Annotated in this window: 13 protein-coding genes; 7 read left to right on the forward strand and 6 right to left on the reverse strand. The window is 62.7% G+C overall.

Annotated elements, in window-relative coordinates:
* Positions 1-121: 121 nt before the first annotated feature.
* A complete protein-coding gene (locus GGD53_RS25315) occupies positions 122-871 on the reverse strand; it encodes a histidine phosphatase family protein (protein ID WP_184459575.1) in 750 nt (249 codons plus the stop codon).
* A gap of 176 nt (positions 872-1,047) precedes the next feature.
* Complete coding sequence (locus GGD53_RS25320; RefSeq protein WP_184459576.1) at positions 1,048-1,380, reverse strand: hypothetical protein; 333 nt, start codon at positions 1,378-1,380, stop codon at positions 1,048-1,050.
* Positions 1,381-1,626: 246 nt separating this feature from the next.
* Between GGD53_RS25320 and GGD53_RS25325 the strand changes: the two genes are divergently transcribed.
* On the forward strand, positions 1,627-2,469 hold the full coding sequence (locus tag GGD53_RS25325) for a UDP-2,3-diacylglucosamine diphosphatase (RefSeq protein WP_184459501.1): 843 nt from the start codon (positions 1,627-1,629) through the stop codon (positions 2,467-2,469).
* Positions 2,470-2,633: 164 nt separating this feature from the next.
* On the forward strand, positions 2,634-3,851 hold the full coding sequence (locus tag GGD53_RS25330; RefSeq protein WP_184459502.1) for an MFS transporter: 1,218 nt from the start codon (positions 2,634-2,636) through the stop codon (positions 3,849-3,851).
* Here the strand turns inward: GGD53_RS25330 and dgcA are convergent.
* Entirely contained in the window at positions 3,803-4,786 is a 984-nt protein-coding gene (gene dgcA / locus GGD53_RS25335) for an N-acetyl-D-Glu racemase DgcA (RefSeq protein ID WP_184459503.1), read from the reverse strand. The two genes, GGD53_RS25330 and dgcA, sit on opposite strands and share 49 nt — an antisense overlap.
* A gap of 100 nt (positions 4,787-4,886) precedes the next feature.
* On the opposite strand from dgcA, the gene GGD53_RS25340 reads away from it, so the two are divergent.
* Genes GGD53_RS25340 through GGD53_RS25355 form a run of 4 tightly spaced genes read left to right on the forward strand, consistent with a single transcriptional unit; the run spans position 4,887 to position 8,919 of the window.
* Entirely contained in the window at positions 4,887-6,056 is a 1,170-nt protein-coding gene (locus tag GGD53_RS25340) for an MlaE family lipid ABC transporter permease subunit (protein WP_184459504.1), read from the forward strand.
* Between the two features lies 1 nt (position 6,057).
* Positions 6,058-6,903, forward strand: coding sequence for an ABC transporter ATP-binding protein (locus tag GGD53_RS25345; RefSeq protein ID WP_184459505.1), 846 nt, complete (start codon positions 6,058-6,060; stop codon positions 6,901-6,903).
* Between the two features lie 8 nt (positions 6,904-6,911).
* Complete coding sequence (locus GGD53_RS25350) at positions 6,912-8,282, forward strand: MlaD family protein (RefSeq protein WP_184459506.1); 1,371 nt, start codon at positions 6,912-6,914, stop codon at positions 8,280-8,282.
* Between the two features lie 25 nt (positions 8,283-8,307).
* Positions 8,308-8,919 (forward strand): ABC-type transport auxiliary lipoprotein family protein, encoded by a 612-nt coding sequence (locus GGD53_RS25355; RefSeq protein ID WP_184459507.1) that lies wholly within the window; start codon positions 8,308-8,310, stop codon positions 8,917-8,919.
* A gap of 124 nt (positions 8,920-9,043) precedes the next feature.
* On the opposite strand, the gene GGD53_RS25360 is transcribed toward GGD53_RS25355, so the two are convergent.
* Positions 9,044-9,919 carry a D-alanyl-D-alanine carboxypeptidase family protein gene (locus GGD53_RS25360; protein ID WP_184459508.1) on the reverse strand — a complete coding sequence of 292 codons (876 nt, stop codon included), beginning with the start codon at positions 9,917-9,919 and terminating at the stop codon, positions 9,044-9,046.
* Positions 9,920-10,285: 366 nt separating this feature from the next.
* Here GGD53_RS25360 and GGD53_RS25365 point away from each other — a divergent pair, with 366 nt between their 5' ends.
* Positions 10,286-11,035: an aminoacyl--tRNA ligase-related protein gene (locus GGD53_RS25365; protein ID WP_184459509.1), complete on the forward strand. Its 750-nt coding sequence runs from the start codon at positions 10,286-10,288 to the stop codon at positions 11,033-11,035.
* Between the two features lie 106 nt (positions 11,036-11,141).
* Here the strand turns inward: GGD53_RS25365 and GGD53_RS25370 are convergent, their stop codons facing one another.
* Positions 11,142-11,723 carry a cysteine hydrolase family protein gene (locus GGD53_RS25370; RefSeq protein WP_184459510.1) on the reverse strand — a complete coding sequence of 194 codons (582 nt, stop codon included), beginning with the start codon at positions 11,721-11,723 and terminating at the stop codon, positions 11,142-11,144.
* Positions 11,724-11,827: 104 nt separating this feature from the next.
* A complete protein-coding gene (locus GGD53_RS25375) occupies positions 11,828-18,934 on the reverse strand; it encodes a hypothetical protein (RefSeq protein WP_184459511.1) in 7,107 nt (2,368 codons plus the stop codon).
* Positions 18,935-19,098 lie beyond the last annotated feature (164 nt).

Raw genomic sequence — 19,098 nt, forward strand, 5'->3', positions numbered from 1 at the left:
AACTGCGCAGACGTCAGCCTTTCTGCGGATGCAAAGGGTAAAGCGGATGCGAGGGTGAAGTGGAAAGCAGGGGCCGGCATGTAAGCCCCTCCCCCCTTGTGGGGAGGGGTTGGGGAGGGGTCTATCCGCCGGCCTTGGGCGTAATCGTCAGGTCGGCACCATAGGCATCGCGCAGTTTGTCCTCCTGTCCCGGATGCCTGTCGGCGGCCTGGTGCAGCAGTATCGTGTTGTAGCCCTGCGAACGCGTTCCCTCGATCAGCGTAACGTCGGCATTTCCGGGATTGTCGGAGCGTTCGAACCATTCGACGGAATGGTGCAGGAAGTTCATTTCCACCGCCCGGTTGGTGACGCCGTGGCCGACGATCGCGACATTGTGGTCGCTGCTTTCGGCCTCGCGCATGACGGTCTGGAGGAAGAGACGCACCCGCTGCGCCACATCCGCCCGGCTTTCGCCGTCCGGCGGCCGCGCATAGAACTTGCCGCTATTGTTGCGCAGCCTCGCCCATTTTTCGAATTCTTCGGGGAATTTCTGTTTCTGCTCGGCATGGTCGTAGATTTCGGTGAAGAGGCCGAAATCCTGCTCGCGCAGAAGGTAATCTTCCCTGACATCGCCAACGAAGTTTTCCGGCAGCGCTTCGAGCAGCGCATCCTTGCTCTGGCGCGTGCGCAGAAAAGGCGAATACCAGATATGCAGCTTCTGAAATCCCTGGCTCGGCAGCCCTCTCAGGTACGAGGCGATGACAGCGCCTGCCTCCGCCGCCTGGCGATAGCCCCATCCAGTCAGCGGCACGTTATGATCGCCGAACTGACGGTAGGCCTGTTCGTTGATGTTGCCGAGGGATTCGCCGTGGCGAACGAGAAAGAGACGCATCGGCCATCCCGCTTTGTCGGATATGGAATCGTCGTCATCATGAACGCGCTCGATCGGCACGGCAATATTGTCGGCCGAAAAGGGGGCGAGCGTCCAGTCGCCGCTTGCCCCCAATCCGCTTGGCTCGATCTTGCACGTTCGGTTCCAAAATCGACGAGCGAGAGAGCGTCTTCCGGCTATCGGCCCTGGAAGATCTTGATGAGCTTTGGCGTAAACCTGTGAGCCTTGATGTCGAGCAGATCCTGATACGTGGCGCGACCGGAGATCGCGGCCGCCAGATATCGCCGGCAAGCGGCCCTCGGAGCGTCCTTGTCGGAGACGTTTGTCACGATCCCTGCGGTGCGACGGGCATTTGCATCGAAATCCTTTGCGCACACTTTGACGAACTCATTTCTCGCTCTCGCGCTGCCTTGCAGCAGCGTGACTATCGCATCATAGTCCTGCTGCGTCGGTGCACAGCCGGCAAGCAGTGCAATAGAAATCATTATAGTCGCGGTGCGGACGCGCATCATCAATTCCCCCAGGGTCAGCCTTGATCGGCAGTTGCTGTTAATTTGATTCTCGGTATGCGGGAAAGATCCAGAGCCTCGCGGCGAGAAATTATGATGATGGGACTCCCGGGTGTTGGTGTTGCGAGCTCCTGGCCGACTGGCTCGGCATTTACCATTCAGACGGAATAAGCGCGCTTGCATGGCTTTTCCCCAGCTTGTCATCTTCCTGAAACACGAGTCTGGTTTTGGAAGGCTAGATGAAAGATGGGGCATGAGCGGCAGCTCGTGATAGACATGATGGAACCCAGACATTTCCGCACGCTCTTCATTTCCGATGTCCATCTGGGCTCGAAAGCCGCGAAGGCTGATTTCCTGCTGGATTTCCTGCGCTACCACGAGGCGGACACGATCGTGCTCGTCGGCGATATCGTCGACGGCTGGCGCCTGAAGCGCAGCTGGTACTGGCCGCAGGTCTGCAACGACGTCGTCCAGAAGCTGTTGCGCAAGGCGCGCAAGGGCACCCGCGTCGTTTATATCCCAGGCAATCACGACGAATTTCTGCGCGACTTCCCGGGTATGCATTTCGGCGGCATCGAGGTCGTCGGGCGTATGATGCACGACGGCGCGGACGGCAAGAAATACCTGATCCTGCACGGCGACGAGTTCGATGTCGTCGTCCGTAACGCCCGCCTGCTCGCCTATCTCGGCGACTGGGCCTATGATACGGCGATCCGGATCAACATCCTGCTCGCGGCAGTACGCCGCCGCCTCGGCATGCCCTATTGGTCGTTTTCCGCCTGGGCGAAGCTGCAGGTCAAGCATGCAGTCAATTTCATCGGCGAGTTCGAGCGCGTCGTGGCCGAAGAGGCCCGCAAGAGCGGCGCCGACGGCGTGATCTGCGGCCACATCCACCACGCCATCATCCAGGACATGGACGGCATTCGCTACATCAACACGGGTGACTGGGTGGAAAGCTGTACGGCGGTTGCCGAACATGCCGACGGCACCTTCGAACTGATCACCTGGCGGGCGCTTGCCACCGCCGTACCGGCGCTTACCGCCGTCGAGCGTACCGAAGAGGCGGAACTCGCCCCGCAGGCGGCGTGATTTTAGCGCCGTCGCAATCGCGGCGGCTCTCCAGCAATTTAGCCGTTACCGCGAGGTGACAGGCCCAATTTATTTCTTAAAACGTTTCCAGACGGCTATTTCTCGCAATAGTCGCCTCCCGGGTGGTGTGTTAGGACAACGTCCAGTTTCCTTCAGGTCCACCCATGATTCCCGCTCAACATTCCCCGGGTGAGGGAGCGCCGCCGCGCTTCCGGCTGCTCAGCGCGCTGTCCTATTGCGCGCCGCTGCTCGTCAACGGCGTCGTGCTGCCGTTCTTCCCCGTATGGCTGGAAAGCCACAGTTTCAGCGATCATGAAATCGGCATCATCCTTGCCATACCGATGGTGGTTCGCGTCCTGGTGGGGCCCATCGTCGCCATGATCGCCGACCGCCTGAAGGAGCGCGCCGACGTGTTGCTGTGGTCGGGCGGCCTGTCGCTGCTGACGGCGATCGCACTTTATTGGACGACGAGCTTCTGGCCGGTGACGATCGTCTTCGCGCTCCAGGGCGCCACCTTCGCGCCCTATCTGCCGGTCGTCGAATCGATCGTTATTTCAGGCGTGCGCCGCTGGGGGCTCGACTATGGGTCGATGCGGGTGTGGGGGTCGATCGCCTTCATCATCTCGACGCTCCTCGGCGGTCAGCTGATCGGCCGGTGGGGCGGCGGCATGGTGCTCGTCGTCATGGTGTTCGGCTTCACGATGACCGTCGTGATGGCGATCTTCTGTCCGCGGATCGGGCCGACGCGGCGGCGCGGCCAGCCGATCGATCTTCCGGCCGCCACCGGGCGGGGTCTGAGCGAGCCGCATCTGCTGCTGCTTCTGATCGGCGTCGCCATCCAACAGTCGAGCCATGCGGTGCTTAATGCTTTTTCCTCGATTTATTGGCATCAGCTCGGCTTTTCCGGCACGCAAATCGGCCTGCTCTGGAGCGCCGGCGTTGCCTCGGAGGTGACGGTGTTCTTTCTGTCGAAGCGTCTCAATCGGCGCTTCAGCGCCTGGACGCTGATCCGCTTCGGCTGCGCCGTCAGCGTCTGCCGCTGGATCCTGTTTCCCATGAATGCCGGCTTTGCCGGCTTCTTTCTGCTGCAATGCTTCCACGGCTTCACCTATGCCTTCGTACACACCGGCGTGCAGCGGCGGATCATGACGACGGTGCAGGAAACGCAGGAGGCCTCGGCGCAGGGCGCCTATTTCTTTTATGTCGGCATGGCGATGGGGTTGATGACCATCGCTTCGGGCTATCTCTACGCCTGGCTCGGCCTCGTCAGCTATTACGTCATGGCGCTGGTCGCGCTTTCCGGCCTCGGGCTCGTCATCTCAGCCTATTATCTTCAGCCCCAGAGGGCGCTTTCCGGCGGAAAGACCAGGGAAGCGGCGTAGCGCAGGCCGGGCTCGCGGTCGCGGGCAAGCAGCAGCGGGCCGTCGAGATCGACGAAATCGGCATTCTGCGCGAGCAGCACGGCCGGCGCCATGGCAAGCGAAGTGCCGACCATGCAGCCGATCATGATCGAAAAGCCGAGCCTCTCGGCTTCGGCCTTCATCGCCAAGGCCTCGGTGAGGCCGCCTGTTTTATCGAGCTTGATATTGATCGCATCATAGCGGTCGGCAAGGCTTGCGAGATCTCCGGTATGATGCACACTCTCGTCGGCGCAGACCAGCAGCGGGCGGCGGATTTCGGCAAGCAGCGCGTCGCGGCCCGCCGGCAGCGGTTGCTCGACGAGGGCAACGCCCGCCTCTGCGGCGATCTGCAGATGACGTTCCAGCACCGCCTCCGGCCAGCCCTCATTGGCGTCGAGAATGATGGCGGCATCGGGCGCGGCCGCGCGGACGGCGCGGATGCGGCCTTCATCGTCGCCGGTTCCGACCTTCACCTTGAGCAGAGCGCGACCGGCATGTTCGCGCGCCTGCGCGGCCATCACTTCCGGTTCGCCGAGTGAGATGGTGTAGGCTGTCGTGAGCGGTTTGAGGGCGGTGAGGCCGAGGCGGGCGGCGACCGTTTGGCCCGTCCGCTTTGCTTCGATATCCCAGAGAGCGCAATCAACGGCGTTTCGTGCCGCACCCGGCGGCATCGCCGACAAGAGATCGTCGCGCGAAATGCCGGATTCGACCAGCGGGCGCGCTGCCTCGATCTGCGCGACGACGCTCTCCATGGTCTCGCCGTAGCGGCGGTAGGGCACACATTCGCCGTGCCCTTGCGCGCCTTCTTCCGTGACCGTGCAGGTAATGACCTCGGCCTCGGTCTTTGCGCCGCGCGAGATGGTGAAGGTCCCGGCAATCGGAAAGGAATTCATCTGGATATCGAGGGTGCGCGGCATTATTGCTATCCTGCGAGCATGGAAATTGGACGTTGCTTCTGTATATTGACGCTCCGGCGGCGACGATCCGCTTCGCGAGTCGGCAATGTCGCCGTAAGCCTTGAAAGACACAAGTATCTTGAACGCCGAGAATCGCAACGCCGCCTCGCTGCAAGTGGACGACCGGTCAGATGGTTCGGGGCAGTATGTTCGTCTCAGCGGCAACTGGCGCAGCGCTTATGTGCATCTTGTGCTGCGCGACTTCGAAAAGCTTCAGCGAGAGAAGACCGGCAATCTGACGCTCAATCTCTCCGATGTATCAGACATCGATACTGCCGGTATCTGGCTTCTGTGCCGGCTAAAGAAAGAGGAGGAGGCGGCGGGACGCACGGTGCGCTTCGTCGGCACCAATCCGCATATCGACGAAATGCTGGAGATGTTTTCCGAGGAACCGGCCAAACCGGAGCCGGAACAGAAGGAAAAGGTCTCGCTTGCCGCGCGTATCTTGGCGCCGATCGGCAAGATGACCTACGACATCTGGGACAATCTCGCCGCCTCGATGTATATCCTCGGCTCGGCGGTGCGCGGGGCGCAGATGAAGCTCGGCCGCGGCAGCGGCGTTTCGCCGGCCTCGATCGTCAACCAGATCGATCACATGGGCGTGCGCGCCGTTCCGATCATCCTGCTGATGTCGTTTCTGATCGGTGCCATCATCGCCCAGCAGGGCGCCTTCCAGCTGCGGTATTTCGGGGCGGAGGTGTTCGTCGTCGATCTCGTCGGCATCCTGCAATTGCGCGAAATCGGCGTGCTGCTGACCTCGATCATGATTGCCGGCCGCTCCGGCAGCGCAATCACTGCCGAAATCGGCTCGATGAAGATGCGTGAGGAGATCGACGCGCTGAAAGTGATGGGGCTGAACCCGATCGGCGTGCTGATCTTCCCGCGGCTTGTGGCGCTGACCATCGCGCTGCCGCTTCTGACGGTGCTGGCGAACTTCGCCTCGCTGGCGGGGGCTGCAGTCGTCGCCTGGGGCTATTCCGGCATTACCTTCGCCAATTTCCTGTCGCGGCTGCACGAGGCGATTACGCTGTCGACCGTGCTGTCGGGCATGATCAAGGCGCCGTTCATGGCGCTCGTCATCGGTATCGTCGCCGCCGTCGAAGGGCTGAAGGTCGGCGGCAGTGCGGAGTCGCTCGGCCAGCACGTGACGGCCTCGGTGGTGAAGGCGATTTTCGTCGTCATCCTGATGGACGGGCTTTTTGCGATGTTCTATGCAGCGATCGACTTCTAGCATGGCGGGCAGCGTGGACGAGCAACCGATCGAAAACGAAGGACAGGGCAGGGATGTCGTGCTTTCGGCGCGCGACGTCACCGTCGCCTTTGGCTCCAAGGTGGTGCTCGACAAACTGAACCTCGATATCTATCGCGGCGAGATCCTCGGCTTCGTCGGCGCGTCGGGCACCGGCAAATCGGTGCTGATGCGCACGGTACTGAGGCTGCTGCCGCGACGCTCCGGCACGATCAAGATCCTCGGCCAGGACTTCGACGAGCTCAACGAGCCGCAGCGCAACGCGCTCGACATGCGGCTCGGCGTGCTCTTCCAGCAGGGCGCATTGTTTTCGTCGCTCACCGTCAAGGAAAACATCCAGGTGCCGATGCGCGAATATCTCGATCTGCCGCACTCGCTGATGGATGAGCTGGCGCATCTGAAGATCCGCATGGTGGGGCTGGCGGCCGATGCCGCCGACAAATATCCGTCCGAGCTTTCGGGCGGCATGATCAAGCGCGCCGCGCTTGCCCGCGCCCTGGCGCTCGATCCCGAGCTCGTCTTTCTGGACGAACCGACTTCAGGTCTCGATCCGATCGGAGCGGCCGAGTTCGACGAACTCATCGCCAATCTGCGCGATAGTCTCGGACTGACCGTCTATATGGTGACGCACGATCTCGACAGCCTGTTTTCGGTTTGTGACCGTATTGCCGTGCTCGGAAAGAAGCGGGTAATGGTGGAAGGCACGATCGACGACATGCTGGCCTATGACGATCCGTGGGTGCAGGCCTATTTTAGAGGTAAGCGAGCGCGGTCGATCGTGCCACAGGACAATGGCGCGCGGCACGGCAACGGCAGCGGCGGGAAGTGATCGGATAGATGGAAACCAAAGCCAATTATACGATTGTCGGTTTTTTCACGGTGCTGGTGATCGCGGCCGCCTTCGGCTTCGTCTACTGGATGGCCGAATATGGCCGCGGCGGCCCGATGACGGAGCTGATCGTGCGTATTCCCGGCTCGGCGAACGGGCTCAGCGTCGGCTCGCCGGTGCGCTTCAACGGTATCCAGGTGGGCTCGGTGCAGACGCTGTCGATCGATGCCGACGATCCGCAATATTCGCTGGCCTTCACCCAGGTGCGCACCGACGCGCCGATCTACCCCTCCACCAAGGCCGCGCTTGAAATTCAGGGCTTGACGGGGGCCGCCTATATCGAACTGTCGGGCGGTCGCAAGGGTGAGGAGAGCATCCTAAAACATGCGATCGAAAACGGCAAACGCGCCGTTATCGTCGCCGACCAGTCGAGCGTCACCAATCTTCTGGCGACCGCCGACAAAATCCTTGATCGCGCCAACGACGCGGTCGGTGAACTTCAGGGTTTCATCCAGGATTCACGTGCTCCGCTGACCCAGACGTTCAAGAATGCCGAAACCTTCTCGGATGCGCTGGCCAAGAATTCCGACAATATCGACGCCTTCCTGCAGAGCGTCGGTGAGCTCTCCAACACGGTGAAGGCGGTTTCCGGGCGTGTCGATTCGACGCTTCAGGCTGTGGAGTCGCTGGTCAAGGCCGTCGACGCTCAGAAGATCGACAATATCGTCTCCAATGCCGAGAAGATCACCGCCAATGTTGCCGATGCCTCGGGCGATCTGAAGGGCGCGATCCAGAAGTTCGACGAGACGGCCACCACCTTCAACGATTTCGGCAAGCAGGCGCAGGCAACGCTCGACCGCGTCGACACGCTCGTCGCCCAGATCGACCCGGCGAAAATCAAGGGTTCGGTCGACGATATTTCGCAAGCCACAAAGGATGCTCGTGCGGCAGTCGCCTCGATCCGCGACGTCGCCAACACGGTTTCGCTGCGCCAGAAAGATATCGACCAGACGATCCAAGACGTGTCGCAGCTTGCCAATAAGCTGAATTCGGCCTCGACACGCATCGACGGCATTCTCATCAAGGTCGATGCGCTGCTTGGAACCGACAATACGCAATCGCTGTTCGCCGAGGCGCGCGATACGCTGGAATCCTTCAAGAAGGTGGCCGACAATCTGAACTCGCGAATCGGTCCGATCGCCGATAATCTTCAGAAATTCTCGAGCGGCGGCTTGCGCGACGTGCAGACGCTGATCAACGACATGCGTGGAACCGTGAGCAATCTGAACGATACGATCAGCAACTTTGACCGCAATCCGCAACGCCTGATCTTCGGCGGGGACACGGTCAAACAGTACGACGGCCGAACGCGGCGTTAATAGGGAAAGTCAGGGGTAGCCCAGTATGGTCGCATCGCATCTGTTGTCGCGCCGTTCATGGATCAGGGGAACGGCGATCGCGCTGCCGCTGACTGCGTTGATCCTGTCGGGCTGTGGGACTTCAGCCAAGAACGATACCTATGATCTCTCTGCGGCCGTCGATGGCGATGGGCCTGCTGCCAAATCCCGCCAGATCCTGATCGCCGGCCCGACGGCACTCAGATCGCTCGACAGTGACCAGATCGTCATCCGTGTCTCGTCGTCGGAAATCCAGTATCTGTCGCGGGCGCAGTGGGGCGACAAGCTGCCGCGCATCGTGCAATCTAAACTGGTCGAGGCCTTCGAGAATTCGGGCAAACTCGGCGGCGTTGGCATGCCGGGGCAGGGGCTGGCGATCGATTATCAGATCGTTACCGACATCCGCGCATTCGAGATCGACGCTTCAAGCGGCAATCAGGCGGTGGTCGAAATCTCCGCCAAGATTCTCAACGACCGAAACGGCTCGGTACGCGTCCAGAAGGTGTTTCGCGCCACGGCGCCGGCCGGCGGCGACAATGTTGGCTTCGTCAAGGGTCTCGACCGCGCCTTTTCGACGGTGGTTTCGGAAATCGTCAGCTGGACGCTGCGCTCAATCTGACATGGCGTTTGTGGAGCGCTGCGCCGACGTCAAGGGGTGCTGATTCGGGAAAATAACGGCTCCGTCAGGTTAGAGCGGCTACCCTATTAAATTTCTTCATGAATTTGTGTGCTTGGCTCGCCGGCTACTTCGTCGGCTGCGCATCCGTCATCGTCGGTGCAGGCTGGCTGCCTGGGGTAGCGGAGGCGGTGGCGGTTGGTGATGAGGGCAGGGTGCTGTCGAGGAGGCCCGCCATCTTGTCGTCGCGCAGGCTTGCAGTCTTTTCACCCATGACGACGCCGACGACGCGGCGGCCATCCCTCAGCGCCGAGGTCACGACATTGTAGCCGGATGCATCGGTATAGCCCGTCTTGATGCCGTCGACGCCGTCATAGCGATACATCAGATTGTTGTGGCCGCGCAGTTTCATGCCTCGGAACTGGAAGCCGCGCATCGAGAAGAGCTTGAACTCCTCGGGGAAGTCCCGCATCAACGAAAGGCCGAGCGTGGCCATGTCGCGCGCCGTGGTAACCTGCTCCGGATCGGGAAGGCCCGACGGGTTCTTGAAGACCGTGTCCTTCATCCCCAGCTGGCGCGCCTTGTCGGTCATCGTTCTGGCGAAAGCCGGTTCGGAGCCGCCGAGCTGTTCAGCGATCGCCACGGCGGAATCGTTGGCAGACAGCACGACGATGCTTTCGACCGCTTCACGCAGCGTCACCTTGCGGCCGGCGCCGACGGCAAGCTTGAAGGGTTCCTTGCTCTCGGCATTTTCCGACATGGTGAGCTTCTGATCCCAGGTGAGGCGTCCATCGTGCAGCGCCTCGAAAGCGAGATAAAGCGTCATCATCTTGGTCAGCGACGCGGGATAGTTGAGATCATCCTGGTTGGAGGCTTCAAGGACCTGACCGGACTGCGCATCGATGACGAAGCTTGCCTGACCGGCCTCGGCCGGAATGAAAGCGCCCATCAGCAAGGTGGACGAGAGCGCGATGGCAAGGAGCCGGGATGTCTTCGTGGTCATCGGTATTGCTGTCTCTTTCGTTGCACGGCCGACGGGCCGTTGGCTTTAAACGCAAGCGGATCGAAAAAGTTTGTGACGGAATGAAGGAAGGCGGGCAATAAAAAAGGCCCATCCACAGATGATACCTTTTGTCTCGGCTCCCGCGGCTTTGACAATCGCGCGCATGGCACGTAGAAATTCGTCATGAGCATGAAGAGCGCGCTTTTCGACCATGACCGCACCTGCCCGCAGGTCGCGATCGCGCGCGCCATTGGCGGACGAGGTCTCCGCGTCCTGCTGTGACGTCCGGGCGCTGCATGCGTCCGGCGCGCCGCCGGACGTAAAGCCCTTCACCACGTCAACAGGGTTGCCAGGGAGACAGGCACCATGCTCAATATTTATCACGTCAATTCGCTCGTCCATTGGGAGGAGCGCGAGATCAATCTGCGCGATCATATGATCGGCTTTTTCTCGCAAGAGGTCCGCAGCTTTCTCAGATCGGTCAATCCAGCCTGGGATATACGACGGGTCGAGGCGCCGGCGCTGACGCCGCGGTCGCTGGTTTCAAGTGCCTATTCGAATGCCGACATCTGGGTCCAGGAACAGCTCGCGGCCGGCGATACTGCGCTGGTGCTGAGGCCGGAGACCACGCCTTCGACCTATGTCTACATGCAGCATATTCTTGGAAACCATTCAAAGACGCGGTTGCCTCTCTGTGTCTGGCAGGCCGGCAGGTCCTATCGCCGCGAGCAGGAGCAGCCGACGAAACACATGCGGCTGAAAGAATTTTGGCAGCTCGAATTTCAATGCGCCTTCACCGCCGACAGCGGCAACGACTATCACGCGGCATGCCTCGAACCTTTGCGCCGCATGATCGCCTCGCTGATCCATCTGCCGACGCGGGTCGTGCCCTCCGACCGGCTGCCGGCCTATTCCGAGGTGACGATGGATATCGAGGTTGATAATGGCGACAAATGGATGGAGGTCTGCTCGATCTCGCGACGAACCGACTTTCCGCTACGCTACCGGTCGCAACCGAAGCAGGGAGCTACCATCGAGCATGACGTCCTCGTGCTCGAAATCGCCATCGGCCTCGACCGCTGCGTCTACAACTGGGGTATGGCGGCCGACGGGTGAGAGGCGGAAAACCGGAACCGCATGGCGATCCCGGTTTTCTCTGCAGTTGGTCACGGATTTTCCGCAGCACTTTGAATTGCTGTAGGCGCGGGCTTCCGATTTGATGTCAGGTGTTGTTGCCGGAGCTTTCTGAAAAGGCAATGTCGGCGGCAGGGCGGACATTCACAATCGCCTTGCCCGCATCGAAACCATCAAGCGTTTCATTGTGGTGGGCGACAATCTCGGAGAAACTAAGGGTCGCCGTGTCGCCGGTTGTGTGGCCGTCGGCAACCAAGGTCACGTCATAGCCGAGCGAAACGGCCCGCCTGACGGTCGTGTCGACGCAGAATTGCGACATGCAGCCGCCGACTATGAGGTGGGTAACCGATCGCTCTTGCAAGCGGTCGGCAAGATCGGTCCCGAAGAAGGAGTCGGCGCTTTTCTTGCGCACGACGACCTCACCTGTTTGCGGCGCAATCTCCCGGCGCAGCGCCCATCCTGACGTGCCCACGGCCAATCGGTGACCGCTGTCGCCATCATGCTGCACCAGCACGACCGGCACGCCGGCCTGTCGCGCCCTTTCCTTGAGCAACGCCAATCGCGCGACGGTCTCGTCAAGTGCGGAATCGACCTCGGGCTGGCGCTCCGGCGTGGCCTTTCCGGAGAGGATTGCGTTCTGTACGTCGATAATTAGAAGGGCCTTGGTCATTTCGTTCGCGGTTCCGGGCCGGGGAGCAGATCATATCCCCATCATCAGGGAAAGCCGCCTGACACATCTTCAGGCGGCTTCAGCTCGACGATATCGGCCAGACTCTATCTCAGCCTGCCCGCTGCGTGGGCGAGCATGGTGTAAACCTTGCCCGTATCCGACGTCAGATAGGACTGTGTGACTGTCTGGTTCGGGTCGGTTCGGGCGACGTCGGCGAGCAGCTTTTCGAAATCGCCGATATAGCGGTCGACGGCGGTGCGGAATTCCGGTTCGCGGTCGTATTTGCGCTTGATCTCATCGAAGGTCTGCTGGCCCTTCAGCGTGTAGAGGCGACGGGTGAAGACGTCGCGCTCGCCGCGCTGGTAGCGGCGCCAGAGATCGACCGACGCATCGTGATCGATGGCGCGGGCGATATCAACGGAGAGCGAATTCAGCGATTCCACGACATGGCGCGGATTGCGGCTGTCGTTGCTGCGTGCGGCCGGTGCGGCGGTTTCCGCCGGGCGGGCGGGAGCACGGGCCGGCGCCGTGTCCGCGGCGTCTTCGCGGGATGCGCCACGCAAAAGATCGCTGATCCAGCCGCCGCTTTCCCGCGCCGGTTCCTGGCGGCCCAATTCCTGGCGAGCGGGGGCTGGCTGCTGGGCGGCCCGCTGAGGAGCGGCGGCCGGAGCGGACGGCGCAATCGTTCCGCGCAGACCCGCCGCTTCGATCGGCGGAGGCGCTGCCGGCTGCGGCGGCTGGGCTGTGATCGGCTGGGTTGGGCGCGGAGCCGGCTGCGCCTGGGCAAGCGAGCGGGCGGCGGGCTCTGAGATTTCGAGCTGCTGGCTGGAGCGGCCGACAAGCTGCGAGATATCCTGCAGGGCCTTGATCTGTTCGGCGACGGCGCGGCGCATGGCCGAGGCGCTTTCCTTGGCTTCCTCGGGCAGGTCGAAGGCGCCGCGCTTCAGTTCGGCGCGGGTGGCGTCGAGTTCGCTGCGGATGTCGGCAGCGGAGCGACGGATGTCCTCGGTGGCGCCGGAGAAGCGGCCGACGGCATCCTCGATCGCCTCACGCAGCGATTCCCGCATGTGCTGGGCGGCACCGTCGGAGGCGCGGCCGGCTTCGCCGAGCATGCGCTCGACTTCCGACAGCGAGGCGGTCAGGCCGCCGCGAATACGATTGGAGAGATCACCGGAACGGCGCTCGACATTGGCGAAGGTGCTGTCGATCGTCGTATTGGCCTCATCGCCGGCGCGGGTGATCGCCGCGCGCATCGTCTCGGCGGCTTCCTGGGCGCGCTTCTCGGTTTCCGTCAGAACGCGACCGATATCGGCAAAGGAGGACTGGACGCCCTGGCGCAGGTTGCCGGTGACCTGGTTGGAGCGCTGCTCGGCCCGCTCGAACACGGTCTCGATCATGCCGCCGAGCCCGCGCATGGTCTTTTCGATCTCGTCGGAGCGTTGGACCAGGCTGACGGAGAGGGCTTGCAGCGCGCCTTCACGCTCTTCGAGCGTCGAGGCGAGGTTGGACTGGGCGGCACCCAGAAGCTGCGAGGCCTGGGTTAGAACTTTGGAATGGTCGTCGAAGCGGCCGATGATGCTGCCGACCTGGGCCAGCGTCTGGCCGGAGATGTCGGAGAGGCGGTCGACCTTGCCTTCGAGAAGCCTGGTCGAGGCGTTGACCATTTCGGCAGCCTTGGTGGCGGAGTCGGCAAAGCGGGTCGTGGTTTCGCCGAGACGCCCGTCGACGCTCGTCAGCTGCTCGGCGGCGCGGTTCATCATCATCGCCATCGCCGCGCTGCTTTCCGACATGCGCTGAACCAGGCCGTTGACGTTGCCGACCAGGCTGTTCTCGATGGCGCTGACAGCGTTGGCAACATTCTCGGTGCGGGCGGCGACGGCGCTGGCGAGCGCTTCGTTCTCGGCGCGCAGGCGATCGGCGCTGAGATTGGCTGCTGCGGTGATGCGGGCAGCGGCCTGCTCGCCGGCATCGGTGTAGCGATCGATGATCGGGCGGGCCGTTTCATCGAGTATGCGGGTCAATTCGACAGAGCGGCCTGCTAGCATCGAGTTGAGGTCGCGGGTGCGTTCCTCGAGCGTCGAGCGGATTGAGTTGCCGCGCGCTTCGAGCGCCCGGTCGACGTCGGAGAGGGAGGTATCGATCTCGCGGACACGCTCCTCGAGATTGGAGCGGATGGCGCTGCTACGCGCTTCGAGCGCCCGCTCGACATCCGCCATGGTGGCGGAAATCTCGCTGCCGGCTCCCGACAACGTCGTGCGGATGGCATTGCCGCGCGCCTCGAGAGACTGGCCGGCGTCCGACAGGGCCCTGGAAATGGCATTGACCTGCGTGCCGACAACGGTCTCCGCCTCGGCGACCTTGTTGACGATGGCATTGCCGGCTTCCGAGAAGGTCTGGGCGACGGCAGCGGCCTGGGTTGCCAGGCGGTTCTGAGCTTCGGCAACCCGCGTGACGATCTGGGACGAGCGCTCATCCATGGTGCGGGTGAATTCGTCGCTTTTTGCATTGAGATCCTCGGCGAACTGCTGGCCGGTCTTGCCGAGCAGTTCCGTGGTTCTCGTCGCTTCGCCTTCCATCCCCTGGGCTGCTTCGGCCACCGCGCTGCGCAGCGTCGAGGCGAGGCCGGCGGCCTTGCCCTCGATGGTGCGGTTCACGGCGTCGAGGCCGACGGTCAACGCGCGATCCATGGTGGAGAGGCGTTCCTCGATGCGTTCGTTGCCGCGGTCCAGGGTTTCGCCGAGACTTGCCGTGCGGCCCTCGATGGCGCCTGCAAGCGTGGTCGTGCGGCTGTCCAGCGTCTCGGCCAGATTGGCGGCGCGGCTGTCGATTGCCTGTGTAAGATTGGCGGCGCTGCCTTCGAGCGTCGCCGAGATGCGCCGGGTGGCGTCGTCACCGAGCGCGCCGAGCCGGGAAATGCCGTCGGTAAGCACGCCGGAGAGCTGGCTGTTGGCGGCCTCGACCTTTTCGGCAACGCCGCCGACGCCGTCACGGATGCGGGTCTCGATCGCCGTAAGGCCGGCTTCCATACGAGAACCGGTTTCTTCAAGACGTCCCGCAAGGTTTTCAACCGACTGGTCGAGATGGGCCGAAAGGTTCTGGGCGGAGCTCGAAATCGTGTTCGCCGCCTCCTGGAAGCGGCCGGCGATCTGGCCGGCGCCGGCGCGCATGCGATCTTCCAATGTCTGGGCGCCGGCATCGATCGCCTGGCGGATCGAGGCTTCACGATCTTCAAGCGACATTTCGAGCATGCTGACGCTCGTCGCCACCGAAGTGCCGATGCTGGTCGCCTGTTCGGTGAGCGTATCGCTGATTTGCGCATGCGCCTGGCTCAACGACAGCTCGATGGCATTGCCGCGATCCTCGAGCGTCGTGCGGATGCGCTCATGGGCAGAAGCGAGCCCGCCTTCGATCCGCGCCGCGGCCTCCTCGGCCAGGCTCCCGAGCCGCGCATGGGCATCGCTCAGGCGGCTTTCGATGCGGCCGGTCAAGCCGCCGACGAGATCCTCGAAGCGGGCACCGCCCGCATCGAGCGCGCCCGAAAGCGCCGCGCTGTGCTCGGAGAGGGCGGATTCAAGCCGCCGCTGATTGTCGGCATAGGCGTTGTGGATGGCGTCCGTCTTGTCGGCAAAGGCGCCGGCGACGCGGGCCTCGGCGCTGGTGACGGCCTCCATGATCGCATTGCTGCGGGCTTCGAGGGCGCTGTCGAATCGGCTCTGGTTGTCATCGAGCGAAATGGCGAGCGCCATGGTCTTTTCGTCGAGCGTATCGGTGAGCCGGTCATGGCTTGCGGTTACGGCACCGACGAGCGCGGCGGCGCGGTGTCCCAAGGCTTCCTCCAGGCGAACCTGCCCTTCGTTCAGCGAGGCGGCCAATGCGCTGGCCTTCTGGTCGAGCACGCCATTCAGGCGTTCATGTGTGCCGGAGACCGCATTGGTGATCGCATCGGCGCCTGATGTCAGCGTCTCCTCGAGGCGGCTCTGGCTCTCGTTCAGCGAAATGGCAAGGGCCATCGCCCGATCGTCGAGCGTCTCGGACAGGCGGTCATGGGTGGCAGAAACCGCACTGAGGAAGGATTCCGAACGGCTCTCCAGCGTATCCTGCAGGCGGCTCTGGCCTTCGCTCAAGGAGGCGGTCAGTGCCGATGCCTTCTCATCAAGGGTTTCGGCGATACGCTCATGCGTACCGGAGACGGCCTTGAGGAAAGCTTCGGAGCGGGCTTCCAACGTGTCTTCGATCCGCGTCTGGTTCTCATTGAGCGAGATTGCGAGCGCCATCGCCTTCTCGTCCAGCGTTTCCGACAGCCGGTCATGGGTGCCGGAAACGGCATTCAGCAGCGCCGACGACCGGGTCTGCAGCGTGTCCTCGATGCGAGCCTGGCCTTCGCTCAGCGAGATGGCAAGCGCCATCGCCTTTTCATCCAGGGTCTCGGAGAGACGGTCATGGGTGCCGGATACGGCATTCAGCAGGGCCGCGGAGCGGGTTTCGAGCGTATCTTCGATGCGTGCCTGGGTTTCGTTCAGCGAATTGGCAAAAGCTGCCGCCTTACCTTGCAGCGTCTCGGCAAACCGGTCATGGGTGCCGGATACGGCGTTCAGCAGGCCTGCGGAACCGTTTTCCAGCGTTTCCTCGATGCGAGCCTGGCTCTCGTTCAAGGAAATGGCAAGCGCCATCGCCTTTTCATCAAGGGTTTCGGCGAGCCGGTCGCTCGTGCCGGACACGCTGTTCAACAATGCTTCGGCGCGGGTTCCGAGCGCGTCCTCGATGCGGGCATGGCGCTCGTCGAGCGAAGTCGTCAGCGCCGCTGCCTTGGTATCCAGGGTTTCCGACAGCCGATCATGCGTGCCTGAGACGGCGTTGAGGAAGGCTGCGGAACGGGTCTCCAGCGTGTCTTCGATGCGGCTCTGGCTTTCGTTCAAGGAGATGGCGAGCGCCATTGCCTTTTCGTCGAGCGTTTCGGAAAGGCGGTCATGAGTGCCGGAAACGGCGTTGAGCAGCGCCTCGGAGCGGGTTTCGAGCGTATCCTCGATGCGGGTCTGGCTCTCGTTCAGAGAAATGGCGAGCGCCATCGCCTTTTCGTCAAGCGTTTCGGCAAGACGGTCATGGGTGCCGGAAACGGCGTTGATGATGGCGTCGGAGCGAGTCGTCAGCGCTTCCTCGAAGCGGCCGTGATGGGTGGTCAGCGCATTGATCAGCGCTCCGCCGCGCTCCGCCATGACGCTGTCGATACGCTCATGGGCTGTGCCAACCGCGTCTCGGATTTCTGCGGCGCGCGCTGTCAATACGCTGGTCAGTTCCTCGGCGCGGCCGCCGAAGGCCGTCGTGACCTGCTCGGTGCCGGCGGCAACGGCGGCGGTCAAATCGGTGGTGGTTGTGCGCAGCGTATCGCGGAATTCGGCCGAGCGGGCCTGAAGATTGTTGTGCAGGTCGGAGGTGCCGGATGCAAGAGCCAGCGCGATGTCCGACGTGGCGCTCTGCAGCGCCGAGGTGAGTTCGCCGGTGCGGCTGGTGAGTGCGGTGGTGATTTCTTCGGTGCGACTATTGAGCGTGCTCTCCAGCACTTCATGACCGGTTGCGAGCGCCGTCGCGAGCGCTAGCGACTGGTCGGTCATCGAGGAGCCGAGCCGGTCGATGCTGGAGCTCAAAATGCCTTCGATCGAATCCGAACTGCCGGTCAGCGTTTCGTTGATGCGGGCAAGGCTCTCCATCAGCTTGGTGTCGAGCGAGCCGGTGCGCTTGTCGAAAGCGCTGGTGAATTCGGCGACACGCTCGTCGAAGGCGGTCGACAGCTGGGCGACGGTCGTCTGCAGCCGCTCTTCGAAGAAGCCGGAGCGCAGGTCGAGATCCATGACGGCGTCGTCGGCGGTGCTCTGCAGGCTCTGGCGGAAGCTTGCGCCCTTCTCATCGAGCGCGCTGTTCAGCTTCGAGAGCACGTCGTCCAGCGTCCCGCCGATGGTGCGTTCGCCCGATGTCAGGCTCTCGTTGATCTCGCGGGTGCGGGCGATCAGGATCTCGTTCAGCTGATGCGTGCGCTCGTTCAGCGCCGCGTTCAGCTTCTCGGTGCTGCTGTCCATGGTCGAGGCGCGCGTCTCGAACTGGCTCAGCAGTTTTTCGCCGTGTTCGTTGAGGTTGACGGAGAGCGCTTCGAGGCGGTTGTCGAATTCGGTGGCGAGCGCAAAACCGGAGGCGTTGAGGGTCTGGAGCAGGCTGTCGGTCTTGGCGGCAAGCAGGCTGCCCATCGACTGCAGGGCGCTGTCCGATTTTTCCAGGATCGTCGCTGCGCGCGTGTCGATCAGCGAGGCGAAGGCTTCGCCCGATGTGGCGAGCCGCACGGCGATCTCTTCGGTCGCCAGCGACAGTTCTTCCTTCAGCTGGTCGTGGACGCTGCCGATCGAGGTGCGGATGCGGTCGGCATGGTTGACGATCGCCTCCCGCTCCGAACCGAGTTCATGGACAAGACCGCGCACGCGCAACTCGTTGTCGGCATAGGAGCGTTCGAGAGCGTTGACTTCGGAATGGACCAGCGTTTCCAGCTCGGAAGCGCGCGCAATGGTGCGCTCGATGCCTTCATTCATGGCCGAGACTTCGCGGCGCACCGCCTGGCCAACGGTCATGATGCGTTCGGAGGCGATGGTTTCCGGCTCCGCCAGGCGCAATGCCACTTCTGCCATGGAGCGGGCGGCGTTGCGCATGTCCTGGGCGCGGGAGATCATGATGGCGAAAGCGTAGAACATCATCACCGGAATGATGATGCCGACCAGGCCGGCAATGACGCCGGGCAGGGCGACGAGATCGGCGATCGAGCGGATCTGCCAGATCTGCGGCGCATAAAGCAGCGACATCAGGCCGAGGCCCGCCATGACCCAAAGCACGGAAAACAGGGTAGCGGTGCGCATGGCCGAGCGGCTGGAAGCGCCGTCGAAGGACTTCAGGATCGAGGCGGGCGTATTGCGGCTGGCATCATTGGCGGGCGCGAAGGCCGAAGCCCTGGAAGCCTGCTCGGCCCCGGAGCCGCGGCGGCTGCGGCGCTGCGCTTCTTCCTGGGCCTGCTGATTGCGCGCATTTGATGGATCAGACACATTACCCTCCGGCGCCTGGGGCGCGTCGCCGCGGCGAGACGGCACGTTATCCTTGCCGAAGTCGATCTGGAGCGCCTCGTCCAACGCTTTGAACGCCTTGTCCTCGATCGACTCGTTATATTTGTTATTCGCCATTCGGTTACGCCTCGTTACTGTCGGCCGGCCCGGCAGCACATCCCCGGCTTCCACCTTGTCCGGGAACAACTTTGCCGTAACGGCCCTCCATCCCGACCGCGGACGGATAAGCATGTCATTTCAGAGTAGATAGCCGCTTTTTCAAACGGAAGGTATCAAAACAC

The organism is Rhizobium aethiopicum (assembly GCF_014197535.1).
Taxonomy (GTDB): domain Bacteria; phylum Pseudomonadota; class Alphaproteobacteria; order Rhizobiales; family Rhizobiaceae; genus Rhizobium; species Rhizobium aethiopicum_A.

Bases quoted from the DNA above. Each gene is read 5' to 3' on its own strand.
- GGD53_RS25315 (WP_184459575.1), bottom strand. From the start codon at position 871: ATGCGTCTCTTTCTCGTTCGCCACGGCGAATCCCTCGGCAACATCAAC.
- GGD53_RS25320 (WP_184459576.1), bottom strand. From the start codon at position 1,380: ATGCGCGTCCGCACCGCGACTATAATGATTTCTATTGCACTGCTTGCC.
- GGD53_RS25325 (WP_184459501.1), top strand. From the start codon at position 1,627: ATGGGGCATGAGCGGCAGCTCGTGATAGACATGATGGAACCCAGACAT.
- GGD53_RS25330 (WP_184459502.1), top strand. From the start codon at position 2,634: ATGATTCCCGCTCAACATTCCCCGGGTGAGGGAGCGCCGCCGCGCTTC.
- dgcA (WP_184459503.1), bottom strand. From the start codon at position 4,786: ATGCCGCGCACCCTCGATATCCAGATGAATTCCTTTCCGATTGCCGGG.
- GGD53_RS25345 (WP_184459505.1), top strand. From the start codon at position 6,058: ATGGCGGGCAGCGTGGACGAGCAACCGATCGAAAACGAAGGACAGGGC.
- GGD53_RS25350 (WP_184459506.1), top strand. From the start codon at position 6,912: ATGGAAACCAAAGCCAATTATACGATTGTCGGTTTTTTCACGGTGCTG.
- GGD53_RS25355 (WP_184459507.1), top strand. From the start codon at position 8,308: ATGGTCGCATCGCATCTGTTGTCGCGCCGTTCATGGATCAGGGGAACG.
- GGD53_RS25360 (WP_184459508.1), bottom strand. From the start codon at position 9,919: ATGACCACGAAGACATCCCGGCTCCTTGCCATCGCGCTCTCGTCCACC.
- GGD53_RS25365 (WP_184459509.1), top strand. From the start codon at position 10,286: ATGCTCAATATTTATCACGTCAATTCGCTCGTCCATTGGGAGGAGCGC.
- GGD53_RS25370 (WP_184459510.1), bottom strand. From the start codon at position 11,723: ATGACCAAGGCCCTTCTAATTATCGACGTACAGAACGCAATCCTCTCC.
- GGD53_RS25375 (WP_184459511.1), bottom strand. From the start codon at position 18,934: ATGGCGAATAACAAATATAACGAGTCGATCGAGGACAAGGCGTTCAAA.